Source organism: Acidovorax sp. FG60 (assembly GCF_057808995.1).
The window spans coordinates 77,598-103,217 of sequence record NZ_JBMDJC010000005.1; the positions used below are offsets into that span (position 1 = coordinate 77,598).

Genomic DNA, 25,620 nt, shown 5'->3' on the forward strand with positions numbered 1-25,620 from the left:
TTGACCATGAATTCACCCGCACAATCCGCCACCCAGCTCCAGAGTGCCGACCCGGCCGCATGGCCTGTGGCGCCCGGCTGGCAGCCCCTGGTGGACGCCTTCTTTGCGGCCGAGCGGGGCCAGGCGCTGCAGGCGTTTCTGCAATCGCGGCTTGCCGCCGGGGCGGTGGTCTTCCCGCCCCAGCCATTGCGCGCGCTGGAGCTGACACCGCCCGACGCCGTGCGCGTGGTCATCCTGGGCCAGGACCCGTACCACGGCCGGGGCCAGGCCGAGGGGCTGGCGTTTTCTGTGGCGCCCGGCGTGCGCCTGCCGCCCTCGCTGCAGAACATCTTCAAGGAAATGCAGCGCGACCTGGGCGTTCCGTTCCCGCCCTTTCCCACGCCGGGCGGCAGCCTGGTGAAGTGGGCCCAGAACGGCGTGTTGCTGCTCAACACCGGCCTCACGGTGGAAGAGGGCCAGCCCGCCAGCCACGCGGGCAAGGGCTGGGAGGCGCTGACCGACGCCGTGATCCGCCACGTGGCCGAGGGGCCGCGCCCGGTGGTGTTCATGCTCTGGGGCTCGCACGCGCAGTCCAAGCGCGCCTTCATCCCGCAGGACCGGGGGCATCTGGTGCTCACATCCAACCACCCCTCGCCCCTGTCGGCGCTGCGTCCGCCCGTGCCCTTCATCGGCAACGGGCACTTTGGCAAGGCGCGGGCGTTCCGCGCGGAACACGGCTACTGAGTCTGGGGGGAGTCACCCGGGGCTACCAGGGCCCCGGCAACCGCTCCTTGAGCAAATCCATGAATGCCTGCACGGCCACCGGCAGGCTGCGGCCTGCCAGGGTCTGCACCTCCAGGTCGCGCAGGTCCATGCCCGCATCGCTGATGGGCAGGGCCACGATGGCGCCCGCCGCCACCAGGTGGCGCGCTGCGATCTCGCTGGCCACCGACAGCCCGCCGCCATGCGCCACGAAGTTGAGCACCGTCTTGGCGTGGTTGCTGATGAGCACGGCGCTGAGCTGCAGGCCCTGGCGGCTGCAGACGATGTCGATCATCTGGCGCACCGTGGTCTCGGCCGGGGGCAGGGCCAGCGGGTAGTCGGCCATTTGGGCCAGCGTGACGCTGCCAGCGCCCGCCAGCGGGTGGCCGGGCGGGACCAGGGCCAGCACGGGCGCGGTCTGGCGGTAGGCCACATCGATGTCTTTGTGCGGCGCGCGGCTGAAACACAGGCCGATGTCGGCCGCGCCGCTGCGCACCGCGTCGGGCACCTGGGCCGTGGGCAGCGCAATCACGCTGAACTGGATGCCGGTGTGGGTGCGCTGAAACTCGACGCACAGGCGTGGAACCAGCTCGTTGGCAAACGCGTCGGAGGTCGCCAGCCGCACCTGTCCGGCGCGCAGGCCCTGTAGTGCGCCGATCTCGCCCAGGGCCCGTTCAGCGTCGAGCACGGCGCGGCGCGCGTGCACGGCCAGGATCTCGCCCGCCGCTGTGAGCACCATGCCGCGCGGGTGGCGCTCGAACAGCGGGGTGCCCAGCTGTGCCTCCAGCCCCGCGATCTGGCGGCTCAGGGCCGAGGCGGCCACATGCAGCCGCGCCGACGCCTCGGTGAGTGATCCGCTCTGCGCCACTTCCAGAAAGTAGCGCAGCGTGGTGTCTTGCAGCAGGTGGGCGCGCATCGGGGGCGGGTTCTCCAAACGAGGCCGCAGTATGCGCCGGTTTGCCGCTATGGCAAAGCAGCTTGCCGAAATGCTGGTGGTCAAGCAAGGCACAGCTTCCTAAGATGGCCCACTCTCTCTGTGTGTTGTTCAACTTATTGGCTGGAGTGCTGCGTATGCGTCTACTTTCCTGGGGCCGTGGTGTCTGGGGCCTGGCGGGCCTGTTGGTGGTGTCGGCGGCGGCGCATGCGCAAGCCAACTGGCCGGACCGCCCTGTGCGGGTGATCGTGCCCTTTCCCGCCAGCGGCGCAACCGACCTGGTGGCCCGCGTGGTCACCCAGCGCGTGGCGGCCGACCTGGGCCAGCAACTGGTGGTGGACAACAAGCCCGGCGCGGGCGGCACCCTGGGCACGGCCGAGGCGGCCAAGGCCGCACCCGATGGCTACACCCTGCTGCTGACCACCAGCAGCACACATGCCATCTCGCCCCACCTCATGCCCAAGCTGGCTTATGACCCGCGCAAGGACTTCACGCCGGTGGCCCATGTGGCCGACGCACCCAGCGTGCTGCTGGTCACCAACAGCCTGCCGGTCAAGACCGTGGGCGAACTGATTGCCTACGCCAAGGCCCACCCCGGCAAGCTCAACTACGCCACCAGCGGCAACGGCACCATCGTGCACCTGAACACGGCCGCCTTCAGCGCCCAGGCGGGTGTGGAGATGACGCACATCCCCTACAAGGGCACGGCCCTGGCCATCCCTGACCTGATTGCCGGGCAGACGCATGTGCTGTTCGATTCCCTGCCCACCGGCATGCCGCACGCCAAGGCCGGCCGCCTGCGCGCACTGGCCGTGACCAGCGAAAAGCGCAGCACCCTGGCGCCCGAGCTGCCCACGCTGGCCGAATCTGGCCTGCCCGGCTATTCGTCGGTGACCTGGTTTGGCGTGTACCTGCCCGCCGGGGCTCCCCCCGCCTTGGTGGACCGCGTGTACAAGGCTTTTGCCAAGGCCGTGCAGGCGCCCGAGGTGGCCGAGAGCCTGGCCAAGCTGGGCGTGGAGCCCGCCGCGCCGCGCACACCCGCGCTGTTTGGTGCCATGGTGCAGGCGGACAGCAACCGCTGGGCGACGGTGATTCGCCAACACAAAATAAGCATTGAATAACCCCCCTGAGGCGCTGCGCGCCTTCCCCCCGCTCTCGCACCGCTACGCGATGCGGGCGAGGGGACGACACCCTCGGTGCGGGGCGGCCCTTCCTCGGTGTCCTTTTCCTCGGACACGCCAGTTTTCATCCGAGCGGGTCCTGGCCCGCCATGGAGTCCCATCACATGAACCCCCAAGCCCTCGACTGGTCCCTTCCCTACGCCTCCCACCGCAGCGCGGTGATGGGCCGCAATGTGGTCTCCACGTCGCAACCACTGGCGGCGCAGGCGGGGCTGCGCATGCTTCTGGCCGGTGGCAACGCGGTGGACGCCGCCATTGCCGCCGCCATGGCGCTCACCGTGGTGGAGCCCACGGGCTGCGGCCTGGGCAGCGACGGGTTTGCCATCGTGTGGGATGGCAAGGAGCTGCACGGCCTCAATGCCTCGGGCCGCTCGCCCGCAGCGTGGACGCCTGAATACTTCGAAAAATTGGGTGGCATCCCCGAGACGGGCTGGAACGCCGTCACCGTGCCGGGTGCCGTGTCGGCCTGGGTGGCGCTCTCCAAGCGCCTGGGCAAGCTGCCGTTTGCACAACTGGCCCAGCCCGCCATCGACTACGCGCGCAATGGCTTCCCGGTGTCGCCCACCATCGCCCGCCTGTGGGCGCTGGGCGCGGCCAAGCTGGGCACGCAGCCCGGGTTTGCCGAGTGCTTCATGCCGAATGGTCGCGTGCCCCAGGCGGGCGAAATCTTCCGCAGCGAAGCCCATGCGCGCACGCTGGAGCTGATTGCCGAGACCGAGGGCGAGGCTTTCTACCGCGGCGTGATCGCCGAGCGCATCGCAGCACATTCGCAGGCCCATGGCGGCGCCATGACGATGGCCGACCTGGCCGCGCACCAGGCCGACTGGGTGGGCACCATTCAGCAGCGCTTTGGTGATTCCGTGGTTCATGAAATCCCGCCCAATGGCCAAGGCATTGCCGCGCTGATGGCGCTGGGCATGCTCGATGCCCACGGTGTGGGCACGCACCCGCTGGACAGCGTGGAGACCGTGCACGCCAGCATCGAGGCCATGAAACTCGCGTTTGCCGACCTGCACCAGTACAACGCCGACATCGACGCCATGCACGTCAAGCCCGATGCGCTGCTGAACCCCGACTACCTACGCAGCCGCGCTGCGCTGATCGACACCACGCGCGCTGGCGACCCCGGCTACGGCGCGCCGCGCCCCGGCGGCACGGTGTACCTGGCGGCGGCAGACGCGTCCGGCATGATGGTCTCGTTCATCCAGTCCAACTACATGGGCTTTGGCTCGGGCGTGGTGGTGCCGGGCACGGGCATCAGCCTGCAGAACCGGGGCCATGGCTTCAACCTGATCCCGGGCCACGCCAATCAGGTGGCGCCGCGCAAGCGCCCCTCGCACACCATCATCCCGGCCTTTGCCATGCATGCCGACGGCACGCCGCAGATGGCGTTTGGCGTGATGGGCGGGCCGATGCAGAGCCAGGGCCACACGCAGATGGCGCTGCGTGTGCTGCGCTACGGCCAGAACCCGCAGGCGGCTGCCGACGCGCCCCGCTGGCGCGTGACGGGCGGCAAGGGTGTGGCCGTGGAGCCGGGCTTTGACACCGCCGTGGTCGCCGCGCTGCGCGCGCGCGGGCACGAGGTGACGGTGGAAGAAGGCAATGGCGTGTTCGCCTTTGGCGGCGCCCAGCTGGTGCTCAAGAACGGCAACAGCTACATCGCAGGCTCTGACCCGCGCAAGGACGGGCATGCGGTAGCGTTCTGACGGCCTTGCGCGCAGCGCACTGAGGCGGCTCAGCGCGTTGTGCAGGTCGGAAACCGCTTGGCGAGCTCGTGCGCTGGCATCGTCTCCGCAAGGTCGAGGTTGCGCACCAGCGGGATGTATTCCCCTGCTTCGGTGAATCGCAAGAGGGTGGTCACGACGCGGCTGCCGGAGCCGCCTTGTTGACAGCCCGACAGTTCCAGCCCCAGGCCCAACTGACGGGAACCATCGTCCGTGCCTTTCCAGCCCATGGCCCGCTCTCGCAGGGCCTGCAGGCGCGGCAGGGCGGCGGGGTCGATCCGCCAGACCTGCACATGGGTCCGGGGCGTTTCATATTCCGCGAGCACGCTGCGATCGGCCGTGCTGCGCAGCTCCTGCAGGGGCAATTTTTCTTCCAGGCGCTCGGTGGCGATGGCTCCCCCGGGCTTGCGCAGCGTGCGCGAAACGCTCACCGTGAGCTCCAGTGCGTTGCCATGAAGCTGCAGGCCCGGGCTGTGTACCACGGCGGCGCGCAGCGCGGCGGGGTCCAGCGTCTCCAGCTGGAGCTGCCGCAGCTTCCACAGTGATGACACCGGCACACTGCCACAGGCCGACAGCAGCACCAGGGCCAAAAGACACGATAAAGCACGGAGAAAAGCCAAAGGGCGCAGGGGCGTTGGGAAAAAAAGCATGGTGATAAATTTTTGTTTGACGGTATATTATTATTGTTTTACAGAAAAATTCACCAATCATGACGCAACATTCACCCCCATCGGTATCTTCTGTTCACAGCCCCTCGTTTCGCCGCCTGGCCTGGGGCCTTCTGGCGGCCAGCTGGGCGTGTGCCCTGGTATCGCTGGTGTTGTCGATGGCGCGCTGGGCGGCCATCGGGCATGAAACGGGTTGGGGTGGCTGGATGCCGCTGTCGGTGGTGCCCTCGCAGGCCTTGTTGGTTGGCCTCACACCGCCGCCCTCCATGGAGACCCATTGGCGCTGGGTGGGCGTGGCGCTGGAGTGCATTCCCGCTGCAGCCATGCTGTATGCGGTGCTGTGCGTGCATCGCATCTGCCGGTCCTTTCTGGCCGGGGCCGTGTTCGGGCCGGCGGTGGTGCACGGGTTCCGTGGCGTGGGCTGGGGTTTTTTGGCGATGTTCGTGACTTCGCTCATCTACCAGGCGGGAGTGACGGCACTGCTGTCCTGGCTGGCTTCCGGTCAGCAGAACGGCCTGGTGGCGCTGAGTGTGGGACCGTTTGAAATGAGCGTATTGGTCGTGGGGCTGATGATGTTGCTCCTGGGGCACGTGCTGGCCGAGGGCCACCGCCTGCAAGCCGAAGCGGATGCGTTTGTTTAGCCACTCGCCAGCGAAGGATTTCCCATGGCGATTGTCGTGACCCTGGATGAAATGCTCGCGCGCCGCAAGGTCAAGTCGCGCGATCTGGCGGCCCATGTGGGCATCACCGAGGCCAACCTATCCCTGCTCAAGAGCGGCAAGGTCAAGGGCGTGCGTTTCGAGACCCTGTCCGCCATCTGCAGCTATCTGCAGTGTCAGCCGGCAGACCTGCTGGCCTGGGTGGCCGATGCGGAGTCGGAGGAGGGCGAGGCGCCTTCGCGTGGCGGGGCTGGTGGCTTGGCCCAGGGCGACTAGGGCAGTGCGAGGCACGCGCCGCTCCGGCCCGCGACTGGCCTGGGCAGTAGCCGGGGCGCTGTTGCTGCATGGGTTGGTTCTGGCGATGCTGAGCAGAAGCGATGGTGCTCTGCGGACTTTGCCCGAGCGCAGCGATGCACCTGCCATGGTATGGGTGACGCTGGCGCCGCTGCCCACGTCCACGGCGCCCAGTGAGCCGTTGCCAGCTGCCATGCCCCAGCCTGCCGCCCCAACCCGGAGCGCCACACCCGTTGCCAGCGGGCAGGGCCGCACGCAGGCCGTTACCCGCAGCGGGCGGCCGATCGCTGTGGAGCCTGCTGCGCCTGATGGCAGCGTGGAGGGCTCGACCGCCGCACTGCCAGTTGCGCCCGCGCCGCGGGCGCCGGCATCCGGGCCGGGTGATGCCCCACTGGCTGCTCCCAGCATGGACGATGTGGCACGGGCGCTCCAGCGCGAGCGGGCCTGGCAGCGCCGGCAAGGGGCACAGCAACCACAGCCGCCGCATCAGCGCTGGGAAGTCGCTCCAGCGGGTGCCTTGGGATCTGGCATTGCCGAGCGCGACCTGCGCGGCGCAGAGGGCCGGCGCACGGTGCAAGCGGCAGGTCCCTGGGGCACCTACTGTGTGGAGTTGCCTTCGGCCAACCAGCCTCCGGCCATGGGGGCCGCGCCCCGCGTTGCGCCAACCAGCACCTGCCGCTGAATGCTGGGGCGGCGCTGGGCAGTGCCGTCAGCGCGTTTCCCGCACGGTCAGCCAGGTGCTGGCCGCGCCGCTGAGCACGATCGCGGCGATCCCGGCCATCGACCAGCTATCGGGCACATGGCGGTACACCAGCCAGCCCGCCAGCATGGCAAACCCGATCTGCGAATACAGGAACGGCGCGATCGTCACCGGCGTGGTGCGCGCATAGGCATGGAGCAGCAGCATGTGGCCCACCGCGCTCGACAGGCCCATGGTGAACATGCCGGCCCACAGCCACGGGTCGCTCACCGGCTGCCAGAAGAACGGCACGCCCAGCGACACCAGCGCGGTGGCGATCCAGCTGGTGTAGAGCTGCGTGGTAGCGGGGCTCTCGTGCCCGGCCATCTTGCTGCTCAGCACCTGGTAGCCGGTGCCCGCAGCCAGCATGCACAGCGGCCACAGCAGCGCCCAGGTGAAGGCATCACCGCCGGGCCGGATGATGGCCAGCGTGCCCGCCAGGCCCGTCACCACCAGCAGCCAGCGCAAAGGGCTCACCGGCTGGTGCAGCCACAGGGCCGCCACCACCGTCACACACAGCGGCACCGTGGCCACGATGGCCGTGAACTCCGCCAGCGGCAAGGCCGTGAGGCTGATGAAGCCGAACAGGCTGGTCATGGCGAACAGCGCGCCGCGCAAGGCCTGGAAGCGGGGCTGTGTGGTGCGCAGGGCAGGGCGCCCCGCCCGTTGCAGCACGAAGGCCGTGGTCAGCAGCGACTGGAATACATAGCGCATCCACAGCGCCATGACGATGGGCACACCCACACTGACCAGCTTGCTCGCGGTGTCCAGCAGCGCAAAGAACGCGCAGGCCGTGACGGCCAGCGCGATGCCTGCCAGCGCCGCACGCCGGCGGGCTGCAGGGCTGGTCGACGACGCAGGGCCGGGGGGACTCACGGCGTGCCGCGCGCACGCTCCAGCAGCATGGCGTCGCCATAACTGAAGAAGCGGTACTGATGCGCAATGGCGTGCCGGTACAGGCCCATGATGTGGGCGTAGCCCGCAAACGCGCTCACCAGCATCATCAGCGTGCTCTTGGGCAGGTGGAAGTTGGTGATGAGCACATCCACCACCTGGAATGCAAAGCCCGGTGTGATGAAGATGTTGGTGTCGCCCGAGGCCTGGCCCGTCTTCGCCCAGGATTCGAGTGTGCGCACGGTGGTGGTGCCCACCGCCACCACGCGGCCGCCGCGCTGGCGGCAGCGCTCCAGCGCGGCCAGCGTGGCCAGCGGAATCTCGTACCACTCGCTGTGCATCTGGTGCTCGGCCAGGTTCTCGGTCTTGCAGGGTTGGAAGGTGCCTGCGCCCACGTGCAACGTGACGCTGGCGCGCTCGATGCCGCGTGCGGCCAGGTCGGCCAGCACGCCTTCGTCAAAATGCAGCGCGGCCGTGGGCGCGGCCACGGCGCCGGGGTTGCGGGCAAACACGGTCTGGTAGCGCTGGCTGTCCTCGGCCTCGTCGGGGTCGTGGTCGGTGTTTTGCTGGCGCTCGATGTAGGGCGGCAGCGGCAGGTGGCCGTGGCGGTCCATCAGTTCCCAGGGCGAATCGCCTGCGGGGCCGTGCAGCGCAAAGCGGAACAGCGGGCCGTCCTCGGTGGGCCAGCGGCCCAGCAACTGCGCGTCAAAGCCGCCCGCCTTGCGGCCACCAGCCATGTGCACCACGCTGCCGGGCAGGGGCTTCTTGCTGACCTTCATGTGGGCCACGACTTCATTACCCGGGTTGCCAGCCTCTGCGGGCAACACGCGTTCGATCAGCAGCTCCAGCTTGCCGCCGCTGGCCTTCTCGCCAAAGATGCGTGCCTTGACCACGCGCGTGTCGTTGAAGACGAGCAGGTCGCCCTCGCGCAGCAGGCCGGGCAGCTCGCGAAAGATGCGGTCCATCGGCTGCATGGCGCGGCCGTCCAGCAGGCGCGAGGCGCTGCGTTCGGGCGCGGGGTGCTGGGCAATGAGTTCGGGGGGCAGCGAGAAGTCGAAGTCGCTGAGGGTGAACACGCGGGGTGTTGTGGGGGCGCTGGCTGCGCCGCTGGAGAGATCAGTCATCGTGCTTGAGGGCCGAACGGGCCCGTGCCAAGGTAAAAATTGCGGAAGGCGCGATTGTCACACGCGGGTGCGGGCGCTGCAGGCGCGGTGCTATGGCTGGGGGGTGAACGCCATCGGCGCGGGCACACTGCGCACCAGCCGCCGCACGTCATCCGCCTGTGCGAGCGTGGTGCCAGGGTGCAGCAGCGCGGCCGCTCCGGCCGCCACGCCCCAGCGCAGGGCCTCGGCCGGCGCATCGCCCCGGTCCAGCGCCCAGACCAGGGTCGCCAGAAAACAGTCGCCCGCGCCCGTGGTGCCGGTGGTCGCGGGTACATTGAGGGCCGGGGCCTGCCAAACGCCCTCGTGCGTGGCCAGCACGGCGCCTTGTTCGCCCACTGACAACGCCACGATGTCGGCAGCGCCGCTGTGCACCAGCGACTGGGCGGCGGTGCACCAGTCGGCCGCATGTTCCAGCGGCTTTTGCATCACGTCGCGCAGCTCGCGCAGGCTGGGCTTGACCAGCGCCACCCCGGCCTGCAATGCCGCCGCCAGCGGCGGCCCCGAGGTGTCGACGGCTACCCGCACGCCCCGGCCGGATGCGGCGCGCGCCAGCTGGGCGTAGAAGTCGTCCGGCGTGCCAGGCGGCAGGCTGCCGCTGGCAATCAGCCAGCGGGGTGGCGGTGTGTGGGTAGCCAGCGCATCCAGGCAGGCCTGCCACTCGCTGGCCTGCAGCGTGGGGCCGGGCAGCACAAAACGAAACTCCTGGCTTGTGGTGGTCTCGACCACCGAGAAGTTCTCGCGCGTATCGCCCGAAATTGGTTGCAGCAGCGTGGGCACGCCCTCCGCGGCCAGCAACTGCCGTACCTGTGTGCCCGCCGCACCGCCCGCCAGCGCCCAGGCGCACACATCTGCGCCCAGGCGGTGCAGCACCCGCGCCACGTTGATGCCGCCGCCACCCGCAAAGCGCTGCACCGGGCCGCAGCGCAGCTTGTGGGTGGGTGCAATGTGGTCGGTGGTGGTGGCCAGGTCGAGGGCGGGGTTCAGCGTGAGGGTGATCAGTGCGGGCATCGGGCTACCAGACCTTTTCGGCAAAGCCTGACCATAGCTCGTTCAGGTCCGGAAAGCGCCACTTGTCGGGGTCTTCGCGCGCCACGATCTTCTCGGTGCAGCCCGGGGCAGACAGGTCCACCATTTCGGGGGGGATGCGCAGGTCGGACTTGGTCGAGAAGAACACCTTGACCATGGGGGCGGTGAGTGCGGCGGCCGATTGCTCGGTGACCACGCCGATGCGGCCCGAGGTCAGGCGCACGAGCGAGCCCACAGGGTAGATGCCGATACTTTTGACAAAGGCCTGGAAGATGCGGGCGTCGAAATGGTCCTTGGTCCACTCGGCCATGCGGCGCAGTGACTCGGCGGGGTCCCATCCACGCTTGTAGGGCCGGTCGGAGGTGATGGCGTCGTACACGTCGCAAATGGCCGTCATGCGCGCGATCACGCTGATGCCTTCGCCCTGCAGCTTGTCGGGGTAGCCGGAGCCATCGACTTTTTCATGGTGGTGCAGACAGGCGTCCAGCACGGCGTCGGGCACGTTGCCGCCCTCCTTGAGCATGTGGTAGCCCTCCACCGGGTGGCTGCGCACTACGGTGAATTCCTGGTCAGTGAGCTTGCCGGGCTTGTTGAGCACAGCCAGCGGGATGGCCGCCTTGCCCAGGTCGTGCAGCAGGCCTGCCATGCCCGCCAGCCGCTGCTGGTCGTCCTTGAGCTTGAGCTGCTTGGCCAGGGCCACCATCAGCGCGCACACCGCCACCGAGTGCATGTAGGTGTAGTCGTCGGCCGTTTTCAGGCGCGCCAAGCTGATGAGCGCGCCGGGGTTGCGGGTGACGGAATCCGAAATTTCTTCCACCAGGCTCTGTGCACTCGCCGAGTCCACCGCGCGGCCCATGCGGGCCTCGTTGAACATCGAGACCACGGCTTCTTTGGATTTCACGCAGATGGCAGCGGCCATCTTGAGTTCGCTATGCATGTCCGCAGGATTGCGGTTGCGCTTGGGCGGTGGCGGTGGGGATGGCAGCGTGACTTTGATGGGCGGCAGGTCCTCAAGGCGGCTGAAGTCGGTGTCAATCTGCGCGTCGGCCTCCTCGCGCGACACCGACGCGGTGCCCGCCGCCACGTCCAGCCCCTTGTCCGTGTCAATCCAGATTTCCTGGATGGCAGTGGCTTGTATCCGGGCCAGGTCCCCGGGGTCTTTGAGCAAGAACTTGGCCCGCCAGAACGGGTGGTCCATCCACGACCCGCAGAACTCGTGCAGATACATGCCCAGGGTGAGATGCTGAATGTGAATGCGCTTGAGCATGGTAGGGGACCTGGACTCTGAATAAACGCCCGTCTTTAGGCGTAATCAACGGTAACCATGGTAGCCTTTTTGCCCCGCCCTTGTCGTTCGCAGAACCCGCTACATGCCCGCCGCAGCCCCCAGAGTTTCCCTTAGCGCCAAGGCTTCGGCAGCCCCTGCTGCGGCCAAAGGCGGCGCGTCGGTGGCACAAAAGGCGCTGCAAAAGCTGGGGCTCCAACGTGACATCGACCTCGCCCTGCACCTGCCCCTGCGCTACGAGGATGAAACCCGCATCACCCCGCTGGCCAATGCGCGCGACGGGCAGATGGTGCAGATCGAAGCCACGGTGACTGCGAGCGAGATTCAGCTACGCCCGCGCCGCCAGCTGCTGGTGCAGGTGGAGGACGACACCGGCTCGTGCGAGCTGCGCTTCTTCAGCTTCTACCCCTCGCACCAGAAAACCCTGGCCGTGGGTGCGCGCCTGCGCATCCGGGGTGAGATCAAGGGCGGCTTCTGGGGGCGGCAGATGATGCACCCGGCGTTCCGCGTGGCGGGCGGCGAGCTGCCTGCGGCGTTGACGCCCGTCTACCCCACCACGGCCGGTTTGCCCCAGCCCTACCTGCGCCGTGCGGTGGTGGGCGCGCTGACGCGGGTGGACTTGTCAGACACCCTGCCACCCGGTGCCGAGCCGCCGGTGACTCGGGTTTATGGCCAAAATGGCCTCCAGCGCTTATTCAGCCTGCGCGAGGCGCTCACTTTTTTGCACCACCCCACGCCCGATGTGGCGCTGTCCACGCTGGAGGACCACAGCCACCCCGCGTGGCAGCGCCTGAAGGCCGAGGAGCTGTTGGCCCAGCAGCTGTCGCAGCAGCAGTCGCGCCGCGCACGCGACATGCTGCGTGCGCCCGTGTTGCGCGCCCAAAAAGCCGCCGACGGTGCCTTGCCGCTGCATGAGCAGTTGCTGGCCGTGCTGCCCTTCAGCCTCACCTCCGCCCAGCGCCGCGTGGGCGAAGAAATTGCCGCCGACCTGGCCCGCCAGGTGCCCATGCACCGGCTGCTGCAGGGTGATGTGGGCTCGGGCAAAACCGTGGTCTCGGCCCTGGCCGCCTGTCTGGCGATGGATGCGGGCTGGCAGTGCGCGCTGATGGCCCCCACCGAAATCCTGGCCGAGCAGCATTTCGCCAAGATGATCGGCTGGCTGGAGCCACTGCTGGCGCAGCACGGCCGCAAGGTCGCCTGGCTGGTGGGCGGGCAGAAAAAGAAGGACCGCACGGCCATGCTGGCGCTGGTGGCCAGCGGCGAGGCCGCGCTGGTGGTGGGCACCCACGCCGTGATCCAGGAGCAGGTGCAGTTCAAGAACCTGGCGCTGGCCATCATCGACGAGCAGCACCGTTTTGGCGTGGCGCAGCGGCTGGCCTTGCGGCAGAAACTCGCAGCCCATGGCATGGAGCCCCACATGCTGATGATGAGCGCCACGCCCATCCCGCGCACGCTGGCCATGAGCTACTACGCCGACCTCGACGTGTCGGTCATCGACGAGCTACCGCCAGGCCGCACGCCCATCGTTACCAAACTCATTGCCGACAGCCGCAAGGACGAAGTGATTGAGCGCATCGGCGCGCAGGTGGAGGCCGGGCGGCAGGTGTACTGGGTGTGCCCGCTGATCGAAGAAAGCGAGGCGCTGGACCTCTCCAACGCCACCGCCACCCACGCCGATCTGAGCGAGGCCTTGCCGGGCTGCATGGTCGGTCTGCTGCACTCGCGCATGCCCACTGCCGAGAAGAAGGCCGTGATGGCGCTCTTCACCAGCGGCCAGATGGGCGTGCTGGTCAGCACTACGGTGATCGAAGTGGGCGTGGACGTGCCCAACGCGTCCCTCATGGTCATCGAACATGCCGAACGTTTTGGCCTGAGCCAGCTGCACCAGCTGCGCGGCCGGGTGGGGCGGGGTGCGGCGGCCTCGGCCTGCGTGCTGCTGTATGCCACCAACGACAGCGGCCGCGTGGGCGAAACCGCCAAGGAGCGCCTGCGCGCCATGGCGGAAACCAACGACGGCTTCGAGATCGCCCGGCGCGATCTGGAGATTCGCGGCCCCGGCGAGTTTCTGGGCGCGCGCCAGTCGGGGGATGCGCTGCTGCGCTTTGCCGACCTGGCGACCGACACGCACCTGCTCGAATGGGCGCGCGAACTGGCGCCGCAGATGCTGGACCGGTATCCGGAATTGGTCGCAAAGCACGTCGCGCGCTGGTTGGGTGGAAAATCCGACTATCTCAAGGCATGACACGGCCTGCTGGAACACACCATGACCCTCACCGAACTCAAGTACATCGTTGCCGTAGCGCGGGAGAAGCACTTCGGTCATGCGGCCGATGCCTGCTACGTGTCGCAGCCCACACTGTCGGTGGCCATCAAGAAGCTGGAAGAAGAGCTGGATGTGAAGCTCTTCGAGCGCAGCGCGGGTGAGGTTTCGGTGACGCCGCTGGGCGAAGAGATCGTGCGCCAGGCGCAGAGCGTGCTGGAGCAGGCGGCGGCCATCAAGGAGATTGCCAAGCGCGGCAAGGACCCGCTGGCGGGGCCGCTCACCCTGGGGGTCATCTACACCATCGGGCCCTATCTGTTGCCCGAGCTGGTGCGCCAGTCCATCACGCGCACGCCGCAGATGCCGCTGATGCTGCAGGAGAACTTCACCGTCAAGCTGCTGGAGATGCTGCGCACCGGCGAGATCGACTGCGCCATCCTGGCCGAACCTTTCCCCGACACGGGCCTGGCCATGGCGCCGCTGTATGACGAGCCCTTCATGGCGGCCGTGCCCAGCACGCACCCGCTGGCGGCGAAGAAGTCTGTGACGGCGGCCGAACTCAAGAGCGAGACCATGCTGCTGCTGGGTGCGGGCCATTGTTTTCGCGACCATGTGCTGGAGGTCTGCCCCGAATTTGCGCGCTTTGCGAGCAATGCCGAGGGCATCCGCAAGTCGTTTGAAGGCTCTTCGCTCGAAACCATCAAGCACATGGTGGCCGCAGGCATGGGCGTGACGCTGGTGCCGCGCCTTTCGGTGCCGCGCGATGCGCTGCTCACCGTGTCACGCCGCCGTAAGAGCGACGAAAGCTATATCCGCTACCTGCCCATCCGCGAAGAGGACGGCGGCCCGCCACCCATGCGCCGCGTGGTGCTGGCATGGCGGCGCAGCTTTACCCGGTATGAAGCCATTGCGTCATTGCGCAACGCGGTGTATGCCTGCGAGCTGCCGGGGGTCAAGCGGCTGTCATAAGGCCGGCCTGGCCTGCGCCGCGCTGGCGGGCGATGTCCTGCTGCCGTGGTGTGGCTCTGACGCAGGTCAGGCTCGCTGGTCATGGCCTTGCGCTACAGTGTTTTTGGTGCGATGCCTCCAGGTCCGACGGGTCGGCGGGCATCTGCTGTCGAATCCATCTTCACTTCAGGAGCAATGACATGGCCAAGGCCTCCAAGACCACCGCCCCCACCATCAACATCGGCATCAGCGACAAGGACCGCGCTGCCATCGCCCAGGGCCTGTCGCGCCTGCTGGCCGACACCTACACGCTGTACCTCACCACCCACAACTTCCACTGGAACGTGACGGGCCCCATGTTCAACACGCTGCACACCATGTTCATGGCGCAGTACACCGAGCTGTGGAATGCCGTGGACCCGATTGCCGAGCGCATCCGCTCGCTGGGCCATGTGGCGCCGGGCTCCTATGCCGAATTCGGCAAGCTGGCCACGGTGCCCGATGCGCCCGCCAAGCCGCCCAAGGCACTGGAGATGGTGCGCGTGCTGGTCGAAGGCCATGAGGCCGTGGCCCGCACCGCGCGCAGCCTGTTCCCCCTGGCCGACAAGGCCAGCGACGAGCCCACGGCCGACCTGCTGACGCAGCGCCTCACGGTGCACGAGCAGACGGCGTGGATGCTGCGCTCGCTGCTCGAAGAGTAAAAGGGTTCGCAGCTTCCACGCGCATTACCCGAGGGGCGCAGAACAGTGCAGCACAGCGAAGAAGAGCGCCTTGTCCTACATGGCGCAGTTCCATCGCCTGCGCATGATGCGGGTTTTGGTCATGCTCCCTTCTTCGCAGGGCGGCATGGCGTATCAATCCCCTCTGATGTATGCGAATCCTGTACGTTGAAGACAACCCGGAGCTGCGCGAGACCATCGGCATGCTTATGGAAGGTGAAGGCCGGACGGTCACGCCCTGCGCCACTGCCGAGGAGGCGCTGGCTCTGGATGCTGGGGACGTCTTTGATGTGGTGGTGACCGATGTCAGCCTGCCCGGCCTTTCGGGCACGGAACTGGCCCGCCAGCTGCTGGCGGATGATCCGCAGCGGTGGGTGGTGCTGTGCTCCGGCTACGAGCTGGGAAGCCACCCGCGCAGTTGGGGGCCCAACGTGCGCGCATTGCTCAAACCTTTTGAGCTGGAAGAGCTGGAGCATTTGCTCGAGTCCATCCATACAGCGCTGGCTTCGGCCGCCGGCTGAGGCTTGCTAGCGCCGATCGCTCGCTGTTCATCCTTTACTTCATCACGCCACCCGCCTGGTCGTGGTGACCTGCGCTGTTGTGCTGGGCTGCGCGCAGTCAATTGCGGGGGCTGCGTACTGGCGAGTGGCGCGGCAGTCTCACCCGAAAGGTCGTGACATCGTCCCGTGACTGGGCCTCGATGGTTCCATGGTGGGCCCGCACGATCTGGTGCGCAATGAAGAGCCCCAGCCCCAGCCCTTGGTGGCGGCCGGGCTCACGCTCTCCACCCCGGAACGGGTCGAACAAATGCGGCAGCAGCGCAGAGGGAATGGTGCCGCCGTTGGACACCGTGATGCTCACCTCCTCAGGGCTGGTACCGTCCACTGCAATCTGCACAGGGTGGTCGACTCTGCCGTGGTGCAGGGCGTTGCCAACCAGGTTGGTGATCACCTGACACAGGCGTTCGGCATCCCAGGTGCCGGCCAGGTCGCCTTGCAGGGTGGACCCGATATAGCGTTCCGGGTGGCTGGTGGCCACCTCATCCAGCGTGCGCTGCACCAGCGCCTGCATGTGGGTGGAGCCCAGCTGCAGCGCCAGCCCGCCCGCCTGGCGAATGCGGGTCACGTCCAGCAGGTCTTCGATCATGTGGCCCATGCGCTGGCTGGCGCCCAGCACCCGGTCGGCCATCAGCAACGCCTTGTCGGGGGGCGGCTGGCGCTTGAGCACGGTGGCCGCCGCGACGATGGACTGCAGCGGTGTGCGCAGGTCGTGGCTCAGCACGGCCATGAACATTTCGTTGATGCGCAAGGCCTCGGTGCGTGCGCGCAGCTCGTGCGCCAGCGCCTGCTTGCGCCGGTGCAGTTCAAAGAACACGCTCGCCTTGTTGGTGAGCATGTGCGGGTCGATGGGCTTGTAGAGAAAGTCCACCGCCCCGCTCTCGTACCCCCGGAACTGCCAGTTCTGCTCGCGTGAGCCCGCCGTCATGAAGATGAGCGGAATGTGCCGGGTGCGCTCGCTGCCCCGGATCAGTTCCGCCAGCTCGAAGCCGTTCATCTCGGGCATTTGCACGTCCAGCAAGGCCAGGGCCACGTCGTCATGCGCCAGCAGCAGTTCCAGGGCCTCGGGGCCCGACTGGGCCTTGAGGATGTCCAGCCCGTCGCGTTGCAGCAGCGCCTCCAGGGCGATCAGGTTTTCCTCGACATCGTCAACGAGCAGGCATTTGGTGCGGTCGGTCTGGGGCATGGGCGGTGGGGAGGGTGGATGGGGTTCTCAAGGAAGGACGCATATGCCCGTATCAAAGCTGCTGGCGGCGGTGCAGGTCCACCAGCAGCCTGGCAATGCCTTCAGGGGGCAGGATGTGGTCAACCGCCAAGGCCGCGATGGCCGCCTGCGGCATGGTGGGCATGCTGGCGCTGGCGGGGTCTTGCACGATGGTGAGGCCGCCCCCCGCCTGAATGGCTTGCAGGCCGTGCACACCGTCTTCATTGGCGCCCGACAGCAGGACGCCCACCAGCCGGGGGCCGTAGTGGTCTGCCGCCGATTCGAACAGCACGTCGATGGAGGGGCGGGAAAAATGCAGGGGAGGGTCTACCGACAGCCCCACATGCGGGCCTTGGGGCCCAGCATCGACCAGTAGGTGGTAGTCCGGTGGCGCAAAGCTCACCGAGCCCAGAGTGATGGCATCCTTGTCCTGAGCCTCGCGCATCGGCATTGCGCAGCGGGGCTGAAAAATATCTACCAGCAGGCTGCGCCGGTCCCGGGGCAGGTGCAGCACCACTAGCACAGCCGCCTGCAGCGTGGCGGGCAGCGCGGGCAGCAGTTCCAGCAAGGCGTCGATACCGCCCGAGGAACCGCCCACCACGATGGCTGCGTGGCCCCCGGAAGGTGCTGGTCTGGGCGCGAGGTCGGTGGTGCTCACAGCCCGGCCTTTTTGCGGTAAATGCGGTCTTCCTTCACAAAGTCCTCGAAGGCATCGGTGTGCGCTGAAAACCGCAGAGACTCCTTGGACCCCAGACCCAGAAACCCCCGATGGCACAGCGACTCGCGGAACAGCCCCAGGGCGCGGTCTTGCAGGTCGCGCTCGAAGTAGATGAGCACATTGCGGCAGGACACCAGATGAACCTCGGCAAACACGCTGTCGGTGGCCAGGCTGTGGTCAGAGAACACCATGTGCTCGCGCAAGCCCTTGTCGAACACCACGCGGCCATAGCCGGCAGCGTAGTAGTCCGACAACGAACTGCGGGCGCCGGATCGCGCATGGTTCTCGGTAAAAGCCGCCACCCGCGACACGTCGAACACTCCAGACTCTGCCGCGCGCAACGCGTGCGGGTTGATGTCGGTGGCGTAGATCAGCGTGCGGTCCAGCAGGCCTTCTTCCTGCAGCAGGACGGCCAGCGAATAAACCTCTTCTCCCGCGCTGCACCCGGCCACCCAGACCTTGAGCGACGGGTAGGTGCGCAGCAGCGGCACCACCTCCTGGCGCAGCGCCTGGAAGTAGCTGGGGTCGCGGAACATGTCGCTCACCTGCACGGTGAGGTATTCGAGCAGCGCAGGGAACACGGCGGGCTCGTGCAGTACACGGTCCTGCAGCTGCGACAGCGTCTTGCAGTCAAACTGCACCAACGCCGACGCCAGCCGCCGCTTGAGCGACGCCTGTGCGTAGCCCCGGAAGTCGTAGTGGTAGCGGTGGTAGATGGCATCGATCAGCAGGCGCTGCTCGATGTCGGCGGTGCGGGCCTTGCGATGGGGCATGGCGGGGCCTACTTGGGCATCCACACCCGCACCAGGGACAGCAGCTTCTCCACGTCCAGCGGTTTGGCGATGTAGTCATTGGCCCCGGCGGCCAGGCATTTTTCCTGATCGTCCTTCATGGCCTTGGCGGTCAACGCGATGATGGGCAGGCGGCGCCACTCGGGGCGGTTGCGGATCTCGCGCATGGCGGTGTAGCCGTCCATCTCCGGCATCATGATGTCCATCAGCACCAGGTCAATCGCAGGGTGGCCGCCGCTGCCGGCGCGTTCCAGCGCCTGCAGGGCCTCCAGGCCGTTGCGCGCGATCTCCACGCGGATGCCGGTGGGCTCCAGGATGCTGGAGAGCGCAAACACGTTGCGTACATCGTCTTCCACCACCAGCACGTTGCGGCCTTCCAGGGCAGTCTCGCGGTTGCGGGCCACCTGCAGCATCTGGCGGTGCTCTGCCGACAGCTCCGACTCCACCTGGTGCAGGAACAGCGTGACCTCGTCGAGCAGCCGCTCGGGGGAGCGGGCGTCCTTGATGATGATGGATTTGGAGAACCGGCGCAGCTGCTGCTCCTCGTCGCGCGACAGGGCGCGGCCTGTGTACACGATGACGGGCGGGAAGGAGACGCCATCCTGCTCCGTCATCTGCTGCAGCAATTCGTAGCCGCTCAGGTCGGGCAGGTTCAGGTCCATCACCATGCAGTCGAAGGTGGAGCCGCGCAGGTGCGCCAGCGCCTCGGCTGCCGTGCCCGCGCCCACGATCTCCACGTCGTCGTTGGTCAGCAGGTGGCGCACGCTCTCGCGCTGGCGTTCGTCGTCTTCCACCACCAGCACGCGCCGCAGGTTCTGGGTGAACTTGGCTTCCAGCCGCTGCAGGGCATGCACCAGTTCGTCGCGCTTGACGGGCTTGAGGGCGTAGCCCACGGCGCCCCGGCCCAAGGCCTCTTGCGAGTAGTCGGCCACCGAGACCACGTGCACCGGAATGTGGCGCGTGGCCGGGTTGCGCTTGAGCTGGTCGAGCACGCCCAGGCCCGAGAAGTCGGGCAGGTTCACGTCCAGCACGATGGCTCTGGGCAGGCTGTGTACCGCATAGGCCAGACCGTCTGCCGCGTTGTGGGCAAGGTGGCAGTCAAAGTCCATCTCACCAGCCAGATCGCTCAGGATCTGCGCAAAGCGCACGTCGTCCTCAATCACCAGAATGCTGCGCGCGCTCGCGCGGCGCTGGGCTACGGGTGCGGTGGGGGCCGCCACGGGTGGCAACGCGGGGGCCGAAGGAACCGGTGCGACGACCGGTGCCGCCGTGTGGGCTGGAGCAGGCGCCGCCAGCGGCGTTGCCGGCGCAGCTTCAGGCGACGAAGGCACCAGCTTCTGGGGCAGGACCAGGGTGAAGACGCTGCCCTCGCCCGGCGTGCTGTGCACGTGGATGGACCCACCCAGCAGCTGCGCCAGATCGCGCGAGATCGACAGGCCCAGGCCTGTGCCGCCGTACTTGCGGTGGGTGCTGCCATCGGCCTGGCGGAAGGCTTCGAAAATCAGCTCCTGCTGGTGCGCCGGAATGCCGATGCCGGTGTCCTTGACGGCAAACGACAGCGTGTCGTCCGGGTTGCGCGACACATGCAGCGCCACCGAGCCTTTCTCGGTGAACTTGAGCGCGTTGGACAGCAAGTTCTTGAGCACCTGCCCCAGGCGCTGCGGGTCGGTGTCCAGCGTGGCGGGTGCGTCGGGCGCGACGGTGGCCGTGAGCGTCAGGCCCTTCTCTTGCGCCAGCGGGCGCAGCGGGTCGATGAGGGTTTGCAGTGCCTTGGACAGCGTCACCGTTTCCACCGACACGGTGGCCTGGCCAGCCTCGATCTTGGACAGGTCGAGGATGTCGTTGATGAGTGCCAGCAGGTCGTTGCCCGCCGCGTAGATGGTCTGCGCGTACTTCACCTGCTCGGCGCTCAGGTTGCCCGGCTTGTTGTCGGACAGCAGCTTGGCCAGGATCAGGGTGGAGTTGAGCGGTGTGCGCAGCTCGTGGCTCATGTTGGCCAGGAACTCGCTCTTGTACTGGCTGGCCAGCTCCAGTTCGCGGGCCTTGTCCGTCATGGCGCTTTGGGCGCGCAGCAGTTGTTCGCGTTGGTATTCCAGCTGCTGGGTCTGCGCCTCCAGGTGGGCGTTGGTCTGCTCCAGCTCGGTCTGCTGCACCTCCATCTGGGCCTGCGACTCTTGCAGGATGCGGCTTTGCTGCTCCAGCTCCTCGTTGCTCACACGCAGCTCTTCTTGCTGGGTCTGCAGCTCTTCGGACTGGCGCTGGGTTTCTTCCAGCAAGGCCTCCAGGCGGTTGCGGTCAATTCCAGCGCGGATCGCCACCGCCAGAATGCCCGAGGCGCGTTCCATCAGGGTGCGCTCGGGCTCGGTCACCGTGCGATGAAAGCCCAGCTCGATCACGGCAAACACTTCGCCGTTCTCGATGGCAGGCGCCAGCAGCAGTTCGGTCGGTGCGGACTGGCCCGTGCTGGACGACACCATCAGGTGCCCGGCGGGCACATCGCGCACATGCAGCATCTGGCGCGAACGCGCGACCTGGCCCACCAGGCCCTCGCCGGACAGCAGGCGCTGCTCCAGCCGCTCGCGCGGCAGGGCGTAGCCACCAAACAGGGTGAGCGCGCCGTTGCAGTCGGCCACATAGCCTGCCCCCACGGCCGCGCGCAGGTATTGCGCCAGGTATTCGAGCGTGAGCTGGCCCAGGTCTTCCAGCCGGTGGTCGCCCTGGATGCGCTGGCTCAGCCCGTTGAGGCCGGCCGCCACCCAGGACTGCTGGGCCTTGAGGCGGTACTCCCGCGCATTGGCGGCGGCCGACAGGCAGATGAGCACCAGCAGCACGAACGAGCCGCCCCAGGAGTAGTAGGTGGACATCGAGGCCGCCTCTACCCACTGCTTGCGGTCGCTTTCCAGCTGCTGGTTCAGCAGCGTGGACAGGTCCGACGCCAGGTCGCGGATGCGGTCCATCAGCACCCGGCCGGCATCACTGCGGGTCACGGCCACGGCGGCCTCCTGGCCTTTGGAGCGGCGCAGTTCAATGGTCTCGCCCAGCTCGCGCAGTTTTTCGTGGCGCAGGTCATCGATCTGCAGCACCAGGCGGCGCTGCACGGCGCTGTCGTCCGTCAGCTCCTTGAGGCGCGCCACGTTGCGCTCCATGGCGCCCAGGGACAGGTTGTAGGGCTGCAGATAGGTGTCGTCCCCCGTCAGCAGATAGCCGCGTTGCCCGGTCTCGGCGTCTTTCAGCGAAGACACGAACAGGTTGAGGTGGCGCATGGTTACCGTGGTCTCGTCCATGGCTTCCACAGCGTGCGAGCGCACCTGGGCGGTGCGGAAGTTCACCAGCGCGATCAGCACCGTGGCGAGGGCAGCAATCACAAATCCCACCAGCATTCCGCGGGGGACAGCAAAACGCGTGGCGGCCTGGGAGGTCGATGTATGGGGCATGCGTTGGTGCCCCAGAGGGCGGTGCGTTGGGGGAACGAGCGGAGACTTTAACGGGTTTTTTGCGCGCGCTGGGGCGGTTACCTGGCCTCGTGATGCGTGTCCCGGTCGCGGCGCTGCTGCTACATTCTGTGCGCCCGTGGCCCGCCACCCGCCGCAGCGTCTTGCGGCTGAGCCTGTTCTTGTAATGGTCCCATCATGTCGTCGTCCCCTGTTTCCCCCCGCAGCCGTTTTTCGCTCTATCTCGACCTGATCCGCTGGGACCGCCCCGCCGGCTGGCTGGTGTGCCTGTGGCCGACGCTGAGCGCGCTGTGGATTGCAGCCGACGGCTTTCCGGGCTGGCACCTGCTGGTGGTGTTTGTGCTGGGCACCTTCCTCATGCGCAGTGCGGGCTGCTGCGTGAACGACGTGGCCGACCGCGACTTTGACAAACACGTCAAACGCACGGCGCAGCGGCCCGTCACGACCGGTGCGGTGTCGGTGAAAGAGGCGCTGAGCCTGGGCGCGGTGCTGGCGCTGGTGTCGTTTGGCCTGGTGCTCACCACCAACAAGGCCGCCATCGCCTGGTCGGTGCCCGCTGTGCTGGTAGCCATTGCCTACCCGTTCACCAAACGCATCATCTCCATGCCCCAGGCGGTGCTGGGTATTGCGTTCAACTTCGGCATCGTCATCGCCTTTGCCGCCGTGCAGGGCAGCGTGCCTGCGGTGGCGTGGTGGATGTGGCTGGGCAATATGTTCTGGGTGCTGGCCTACGACACCGAATACGCCATGGTGGATCGGGATGACGACCTCAAGATCGGCATCAAGACCTCGGCCATCACGCTGGGGCGCTTTGATGTGGTGGGCATTGTGCTGTTCTACCTGCTCTTTATCGGTATTTGGGCGGTAGCGCTTTCCCCTTATGCACTGGGTGCTATCTTTAATGTAGCGATTGCTGCGGCGCTGGCCCAGGCCGTGTGGCATTTCACTCTGATCCGCACCCGCACCCGCGAGGGCTGCTTCAAGGCCTTCCGCATCAACCACTGGCTGGGCGCCACGGTGTTTGCGGGCATTGCGGGCAGCTACCTAGTGCGGCAATTACTCACAAATTGATAGCTGCTGGCGTTTGATGGATAAGCGCTGGAAGCCAAAAAATCTTAGAAATTCAGGCTCACGCGCCGAATTCATTGCCCAGTTCGTGGGCGCGGTGCTCGGCGGCACGCATGGCCGCCTCAAAGCTGGCGGCCACGCCTGCTGCTTCCATGGACTGCAGCGCAGCGTAGGTGGTGCCGCCCTTGGACGTGACGCGCTGGCGCAGCACGGCCGGGGGCTCGTCGGAGCGGCGTGCCAGTTCGGACGCGCCCACAAAGGTGCCCACGGCCAGCTGGTGCGCCTGCTGCTCGGTAAGGCCCATGCCGGTGCCCGCACGGGTCATGGCTTCGAGGAAATAGAACACATACGCTGGGCCCGAGCCCGAGAGGGCGGTCACGGCGTCGAGCTGCTTCTCCGTATCGACCCACAGGAACTCGCCCGTAGACGCCATGATGGCCTCGACCTGCGCACGCTCGGCGGCGTCCACGGCGGGGCGGGCATACAGCGCGCTCATGCCCTTGCCCACCAGCGCGGGGGTGTTGGGCATGGTGCGCACCACGCGCTCGGTGCCCAGCCACTGGGCGATGCTGTCCGAACGGATGCCGGCGGCCACGCTCAGGTGCAAGGCCTGTTGCGTGTGGGCTTTTGCCTGCGCAGCGGCATCTTGGAAGGTCTGGGGCTTGACGGCCCACACCACGATGCGGGCGCGCTGCAGGGCAGGGCCCGCTTCAGGCTGGGCTTCGATCCCGTAGTTCTTTTGCAGCGCAGCGCGCGCATCGGCCCAGGGTTCGACCACCTCGATCTGGCCGGCCGGGTGGCCCTGGCGGATCAGCCCGCCGATGATGGCGCTGGCCATGTTGCCGCCGCCGATGAAGGCGATGGTGGGGAGGGAGGAGTTTGCTGTGGCTGGAGCGGGGGAGGTCATTTTGCGGGCAGGCTGGAAAGGGAGAGCCGATGGTAGCGCCGCTAGACCTATGAGTTGCTCGAAGACTCGTGCAACCGGCGTGGCCAAAGCCAGTGCTCCCGCGCAAGGGCCGCCTCGCCGCGCTGGGAGCGTCTCCCTCCGCGAGCAAAGCGAAGCAGAGAGGGGGAAGGCGCGCAGCGCCTCAGGGGGAGCTACTCAGCTACTGTTTGGCGAACGGCGTGTTCCCAGTTCGCCATCAGCTCCTGCGCGCGGGCGCTGCTGAGCGTGGGCACAAAGCGCCGGTCGGCGCGCCAGAGTTGCGAGAGTTCATCCGTGCTGCGGTAAACGCCGCTCGACAGCCCGGCCAGGTACGCGGCCCCGAGCGCCGTGGTCTCGATGACGGCAGGCCGTACCACCGGAATGCCCAGCAGGTCGGCCTGGAACTGCATCAGCAGGTCGTTGATGCAGGCGCCGCCGTCCACGCGCAGTTCGCTCACGGGCGCGCCGCCGGCAGCCACGGCGTCGCGGCTCATGGCCAGCAGCAGGGCGGCGCTCTGGTAGGCGATGCTTTCCAGCGCCGCGCGGGCGATGTGGCCCAGCGTGGTGCCGCGTGTGAGGCCGGTGATGGTGCCGCGCGAGTCGGGTTTCCAGTACGGAGCGCCCAGGCCGGTGAAGGCGGGCACCATCATCACGCCGCCCGAATCCGGCACGCTCTGCGCCAGCGATTCGACTTCGTTGCTGGTGGAGATGGCCCGCAGTCCGTCGCGCAGCCACTGCACCACGGCGCCACCCACAAAAACGCTGCCTTCCATGGCGAACTCCGGCTGCACCGTGGCCTGTGCGGCACTGGTGGTGAGCAGGCCGTTTTGCGATGTCTGGAACGTGCCGCCTGTGTGCATGAGCATGAAGCAGCCCGTGCCGTAGGTGTTCTTGGCCATGCCGGCGGTGAAGCAGGCCTGGCCGAACAGCGCGCTTTGCTGGTCGCCCGCCACGCCGCCGATGCGGATGCTGTGGCCCAGCAGGTCGGCCGCGATGTCGCCAAAGTGGGCGCTGGACGGCAGCACCTCGGGCATCAGCGCCTTGGGAATGCGCAGCAGCGCCAGCAGCTCTTCGTCCCACTGGTTGGTGTGCACATTGAACAGCATGGTGCGCGAGGCGTTGCTTACATCCGTCACATGCACCTTCCCGTGGGTCAGCTTCCACATCAGCCAGCTGTCCACCGTGCCAAAGGCCAGCTCACCGCGCTCTGCGGCTTCACGGGCGCCGGGCACATGGTCCAGCAGCCACTGCAGCTTGGTGCCGGAGAAGTAGGCATCCACCAGCAGGCCCGTCTTGGCCTGGATGGTGGCGGCATGGCCTTGCTCGCGCAACTGGGCGCAGGCGGGCTCGGCACGCCGGTCTTGCCACACGATGGCGTGGTGCACGGGCTGGCCGGTTTGGCGGTTCCATAGCACCGTGGTTTCGCGCTGGTTGGTGATGCCCACGGCGCGCACGGCGCTCGCGGCAATGCCCGCCTTGGCCAGAGCATCGCGTGCGGTGGCGAGCTGGGTGCGCCAGATCTCCAGCGGGTCGTGCTCCACCCAGCCGGGCTGGGGGTAGATCTGCGGCAGCTCCAGCTGGGCTTGCGCCACGATGTGGCCGCCTTCGTCGAAAACGATGCTGCGGGAGCTGGAGGTGCCTTGGTCGAGTGCGAGCAGGTAGGTCATGGT

The 25,620-nt window shown here is 67.4% G+C and carries 23 protein-coding genes; 11 read left to right on the forward strand and 12 right to left on the reverse strand.

Annotated elements, in window-relative coordinates:
* Positions 1 to 6: 6 nt before the first annotated feature.
* Entirely contained in the window at positions 7 to 723 is a 717-nt protein-coding gene (locus tag ACODS0_RS09330) for a uracil-DNA glycosylase (protein ID WP_488834480.1), read from the forward strand.
* Positions 724 to 745: 22 nt separating this feature from the next.
* Here the strand turns inward: ACODS0_RS09330 and ACODS0_RS09335 are convergent, their stop codons facing one another.
* Positions 746 to 1,657, reverse strand: a complete 912-nt coding sequence (locus tag ACODS0_RS09335) for a LysR family transcriptional regulator (RefSeq protein ID WP_488834482.1) — start codon at positions 1,655 to 1,657, stop codon at positions 746 to 748.
* A gap of 155 nt (positions 1,658 to 1,812) precedes the next feature.
* Between ACODS0_RS09335 and ACODS0_RS09340 the strand changes: the two genes are divergently transcribed.
* A complete protein-coding gene (locus tag ACODS0_RS09340; RefSeq protein ID WP_488834484.1) occupies positions 1,813 to 2,796 on the forward strand; it encodes a Bug family tripartite tricarboxylate transporter substrate binding protein in 984 nt (327 codons plus the stop codon).
* A gap of 164 nt (positions 2,797 to 2,960) precedes the next feature.
* Entirely contained in the window at positions 2,961 to 4,562 is a 1,602-nt protein-coding gene (locus ACODS0_RS09345; protein ID WP_488834487.1) for a gamma-glutamyltransferase family protein, read from the forward strand.
* Between the two features lie 29 nt (positions 4,563 to 4,591).
* On the opposite strand, the gene ACODS0_RS09350 is transcribed toward ACODS0_RS09345, so the two are convergent.
* Positions 4,592 to 5,230, reverse strand: coding sequence for a hypothetical protein (locus ACODS0_RS09350; RefSeq protein ID WP_488834489.1), 639 nt, complete (start codon positions 5,228 to 5,230; stop codon positions 4,592 to 4,594).
* Positions 5,231 to 5,289: 59 nt separating this feature from the next.
* Here ACODS0_RS09350 and ACODS0_RS09355 point away from each other — a divergent pair, with 59 nt between their 5' ends.
* The 3 genes from ACODS0_RS09355 to ACODS0_RS09365 all read left to right on the forward strand — a co-directional run bounded on the left by ACODS0_RS09355 (position 5,290) and on the right by ACODS0_RS09365 (position 6,883).
* A complete protein-coding gene (locus ACODS0_RS09355) occupies positions 5,290 to 5,889 on the forward strand; it encodes a DUF2975 domain-containing protein (protein ID WP_488834492.1) in 600 nt (199 codons plus the stop codon).
* 24 nt (positions 5,890 to 5,913) lie between these two features.
* Complete coding sequence (locus ACODS0_RS09360; protein ID WP_488834495.1) at positions 5,914 to 6,183, forward strand: helix-turn-helix domain-containing protein; 270 nt, start codon at positions 5,914 to 5,916, stop codon at positions 6,181 to 6,183.
* Positions 6,184 to 6,268: 85 nt separating this feature from the next.
* On the forward strand, positions 6,269 to 6,883 hold the full coding sequence (locus ACODS0_RS09365; protein WP_488834498.1) for a hypothetical protein: 615 nt from the start codon (positions 6,269 to 6,271) through the stop codon (positions 6,881 to 6,883).
* A gap of 27 nt (positions 6,884 to 6,910) precedes the next feature.
* Here the strand turns inward: ACODS0_RS09365 and ACODS0_RS09370 are convergent, their stop codons facing one another.
* The 4 genes from ACODS0_RS09370 to ACODS0_RS09385 form a co-directional block, all read right to left on the reverse strand.
* The gene (locus tag ACODS0_RS09370; protein ID WP_488834500.1) at positions 6,911 to 7,816 is read right to left on the reverse strand and encodes a DMT family transporter; all 906 of its coding nucleotides are present in this window, start codon (positions 7,814 to 7,816) and stop codon (positions 6,911 to 6,913) included.
* On the reverse strand, positions 7,813 to 8,958 hold the full coding sequence (gene queA / locus ACODS0_RS09375) for a tRNA preQ1(34) S-adenosylmethionine ribosyltransferase-isomerase QueA (RefSeq protein ID WP_488834502.1): 1,146 nt from the start codon (positions 8,956 to 8,958) through the stop codon (positions 7,813 to 7,815). Before queA ends, ACODS0_RS09370 begins: the two co-directional genes overlap by 4 nt.
* Before the next feature lie 90 nt (positions 8,959 to 9,048).
* A complete protein-coding gene (locus tag ACODS0_RS09380) occupies positions 9,049 to 10,005 on the reverse strand; it encodes a 1-phosphofructokinase family hexose kinase (RefSeq protein WP_488834504.1) in 957 nt (318 codons plus the stop codon).
* Positions 10,006 to 10,009: 4 nt separating this feature from the next.
* Positions 10,010 to 11,290 carry a cyclic di-GMP phosphodiesterase gene (locus tag ACODS0_RS09385; RefSeq protein WP_055395633.1) on the reverse strand — a complete coding sequence of 427 codons (1,281 nt, stop codon included), beginning with the start codon at positions 11,288 to 11,290 and terminating at the stop codon, positions 10,010 to 10,012.
* 103 nt (positions 11,291 to 11,393) lie between these two features.
* On the opposite strand from ACODS0_RS09385, the gene recG reads away from it, so the two are divergent.
* The 4 genes from recG (at position 11,394) to ACODS0_RS09405 (ending at position 15,756) form a co-directional block, all read left to right on the forward strand.
* The gene (gene recG, locus ACODS0_RS09390) at positions 11,394 to 13,550 is read left to right on the forward strand and encodes an ATP-dependent DNA helicase RecG (RefSeq protein WP_488834506.1); all 2,157 of its coding nucleotides are present in this window, start codon (positions 11,394 to 11,396) and stop codon (positions 13,548 to 13,550) included.
* A gap of 21 nt (positions 13,551 to 13,571) precedes the next feature.
* Positions 13,572 to 14,537, forward strand: a complete 966-nt coding sequence (locus ACODS0_RS09395; RefSeq protein ID WP_121421399.1) for a LysR substrate-binding domain-containing protein — start codon at positions 13,572 to 13,574, stop codon at positions 14,535 to 14,537.
* A gap of 179 nt (positions 14,538 to 14,716) precedes the next feature.
* Positions 14,717 to 15,217, forward strand: coding sequence for a Dps family protein (locus ACODS0_RS09400; protein ID WP_055395640.1), 501 nt, complete (start codon positions 14,717 to 14,719; stop codon positions 15,215 to 15,217).
* Positions 15,218 to 15,387: 170 nt separating this feature from the next.
* Positions 15,388 to 15,756, forward strand: a complete 369-nt coding sequence (locus ACODS0_RS09405) for a response regulator (RefSeq protein WP_056065339.1) — start codon at positions 15,388 to 15,390, stop codon at positions 15,754 to 15,756.
* A 97-nt stretch (positions 15,757 to 15,853) separates the two neighbouring features.
* On the opposite strand, the gene ACODS0_RS09410 is transcribed toward ACODS0_RS09405, so the two are convergent.
* The 4 genes from ACODS0_RS09410 to ACODS0_RS09425 are packed head-to-tail and all read right to left on the reverse strand — an operon-like array spanning position 15,854 to position 21,939.
* Positions 15,854 to 16,978, reverse strand: a complete 1,125-nt coding sequence (locus ACODS0_RS09410; protein WP_431151012.1) for a hybrid sensor histidine kinase/response regulator — start codon at positions 16,976 to 16,978, stop codon at positions 15,854 to 15,856.
* Positions 16,979 to 17,030: 52 nt separating this feature from the next.
* On the reverse strand, positions 17,031 to 17,654 hold the full coding sequence (locus ACODS0_RS09415; protein WP_488834509.1) for a chemotaxis protein CheB: 624 nt from the start codon (positions 17,652 to 17,654) through the stop codon (positions 17,031 to 17,033).
* A complete protein-coding gene (locus ACODS0_RS09420; protein ID WP_121421397.1) occupies positions 17,651 to 18,487 on the reverse strand; it encodes a CheR family methyltransferase in 837 nt (278 codons plus the stop codon). The genes ACODS0_RS09415 and ACODS0_RS09420 overlap by 4 nt, the downstream gene beginning before the upstream one ends.
* An 8-nt stretch (positions 18,488 to 18,495) precedes the next feature.
* On the reverse strand, positions 18,496 to 21,939 hold the full coding sequence (locus ACODS0_RS09425) for a response regulator (protein ID WP_488834511.1): 3,444 nt from the start codon (positions 21,937 to 21,939) through the stop codon (positions 18,496 to 18,498).
* A gap of 195 nt (positions 21,940 to 22,134) precedes the next feature.
* Here ACODS0_RS09425 and ubiA point away from each other — a divergent pair, with 195 nt between their 5' ends.
* On the forward strand, positions 22,135 to 23,028 hold the full coding sequence (gene ubiA, locus ACODS0_RS09430; RefSeq protein WP_488834513.1) for a 4-hydroxybenzoate octaprenyltransferase: 894 nt from the start codon (positions 22,135 to 22,137) through the stop codon (positions 23,026 to 23,028).
* Between the two features lie 58 nt (positions 23,029 to 23,086).
* On the opposite strand, the gene proC is transcribed toward ubiA, so the two are convergent.
* Together proC and glpK are read right to left on the reverse strand one after the other, a co-directional pair.
* A complete protein-coding gene (gene proC / locus ACODS0_RS09435; RefSeq protein WP_488834515.1) occupies positions 23,087 to 23,932 on the reverse strand; it encodes a pyrroline-5-carboxylate reductase in 846 nt (281 codons plus the stop codon).
* A gap of 191 nt (positions 23,933 to 24,123) precedes the next feature.
* On the reverse strand, positions 24,124 to 25,617 hold the full coding sequence (glpK, locus tag ACODS0_RS09440) for a glycerol kinase GlpK (protein WP_488834517.1): 1,494 nt from the start codon (positions 25,615 to 25,617) through the stop codon (positions 24,124 to 24,126).
* Positions 25,618 to 25,620: the final 3 nt, after the last annotated feature.

Coding starts and splice junctions, on each gene's coding strand:
- ACODS0_RS09330 (WP_488834480.1), top strand. CDS start 7: ATGAATTCACCCGCACAATCCGCCACCCAGCTCCAGAGTGCCGACCCG.
- ACODS0_RS09335 (WP_488834482.1), bottom strand. CDS start 1,657: ATGCGCGCCCACCTGCTGCAAGACACCACGCTGCGCTACTTTCTGGAA.
- ACODS0_RS09340 (WP_488834484.1), top strand. CDS start 1,813: ATGCGTCTACTTTCCTGGGGCCGTGGTGTCTGGGGCCTGGCGGGCCTG.
- ACODS0_RS09345 (WP_488834487.1), top strand. CDS start 2,961: ATGAACCCCCAAGCCCTCGACTGGTCCCTTCCCTACGCCTCCCACCGC.
- ACODS0_RS09350 (WP_488834489.1), bottom strand. CDS start 5,230: ATGCTTTTTTTCCCAACGCCCCTGCGCCCTTTGGCTTTTCTCCGTGCT.
- ACODS0_RS09355 (WP_488834492.1), top strand. CDS start 5,290: ATGACGCAACATTCACCCCCATCGGTATCTTCTGTTCACAGCCCCTCG.
- ACODS0_RS09360 (WP_488834495.1), top strand. CDS start 5,914: ATGGCGATTGTCGTGACCCTGGATGAAATGCTCGCGCGCCGCAAGGTC.
- ACODS0_RS09365 (WP_488834498.1), top strand. CDS start 6,269: ATGCTGAGCAGAAGCGATGGTGCTCTGCGGACTTTGCCCGAGCGCAGC.
- queA (WP_488834502.1), bottom strand. CDS start 8,958: ATGACTGATCTCTCCAGCGGCGCAGCCAGCGCCCCCACAACACCCCGC.
- ACODS0_RS09380 (WP_488834504.1), bottom strand. CDS start 10,005: ATGCCCGCACTGATCACCCTCACGCTGAACCCCGCCCTCGACCTGGCC.
- ACODS0_RS09385 (WP_055395633.1), bottom strand. CDS start 11,290: ATGCTCAAGCGCATTCACATTCAGCATCTCACCCTGGGCATGTATCTG.
- recG (WP_488834506.1), top strand. CDS start 11,394: ATGCCCGCCGCAGCCCCCAGAGTTTCCCTTAGCGCCAAGGCTTCGGCA.
- ACODS0_RS09395 (WP_121421399.1), top strand. CDS start 13,572: ATGACCCTCACCGAACTCAAGTACATCGTTGCCGTAGCGCGGGAGAAG.
- ACODS0_RS09400 (WP_055395640.1), top strand. CDS start 14,717: ATGGCCAAGGCCTCCAAGACCACCGCCCCCACCATCAACATCGGCATC.
- ACODS0_RS09405 (WP_056065339.1), top strand. CDS start 15,388: ATGCGAATCCTGTACGTTGAAGACAACCCGGAGCTGCGCGAGACCATC.
- ACODS0_RS09410 (WP_431151012.1), bottom strand. CDS start 16,978: ATGCCCCAGACCGACCGCACCAAATGCCTGCTCGTTGACGATGTCGAG.
- ACODS0_RS09420 (WP_121421397.1), bottom strand. CDS start 18,487: ATGCCCCATCGCAAGGCCCGCACCGCCGACATCGAGCAGCGCCTGCTG.
- ACODS0_RS09425 (WP_488834511.1), bottom strand. CDS start 21,939: ATGCCCCATACATCGACCTCCCAGGCCGCCACGCGTTTTGCTGTCCCC.
- ubiA (WP_488834513.1), top strand. CDS start 22,135: ATGTCGTCGTCCCCTGTTTCCCCCCGCAGCCGTTTTTCGCTCTATCTC.
- proC (WP_488834515.1), bottom strand. CDS start 23,932: ATGACCTCCCCCGCTCCAGCCACAGCAAACTCCTCCCTCCCCACCATC.
- glpK (WP_488834517.1), bottom strand. CDS start 25,617: ATGACCTACCTGCTCGCACTCGACCAAGGCACCTCCAGCTCCCGCAGC.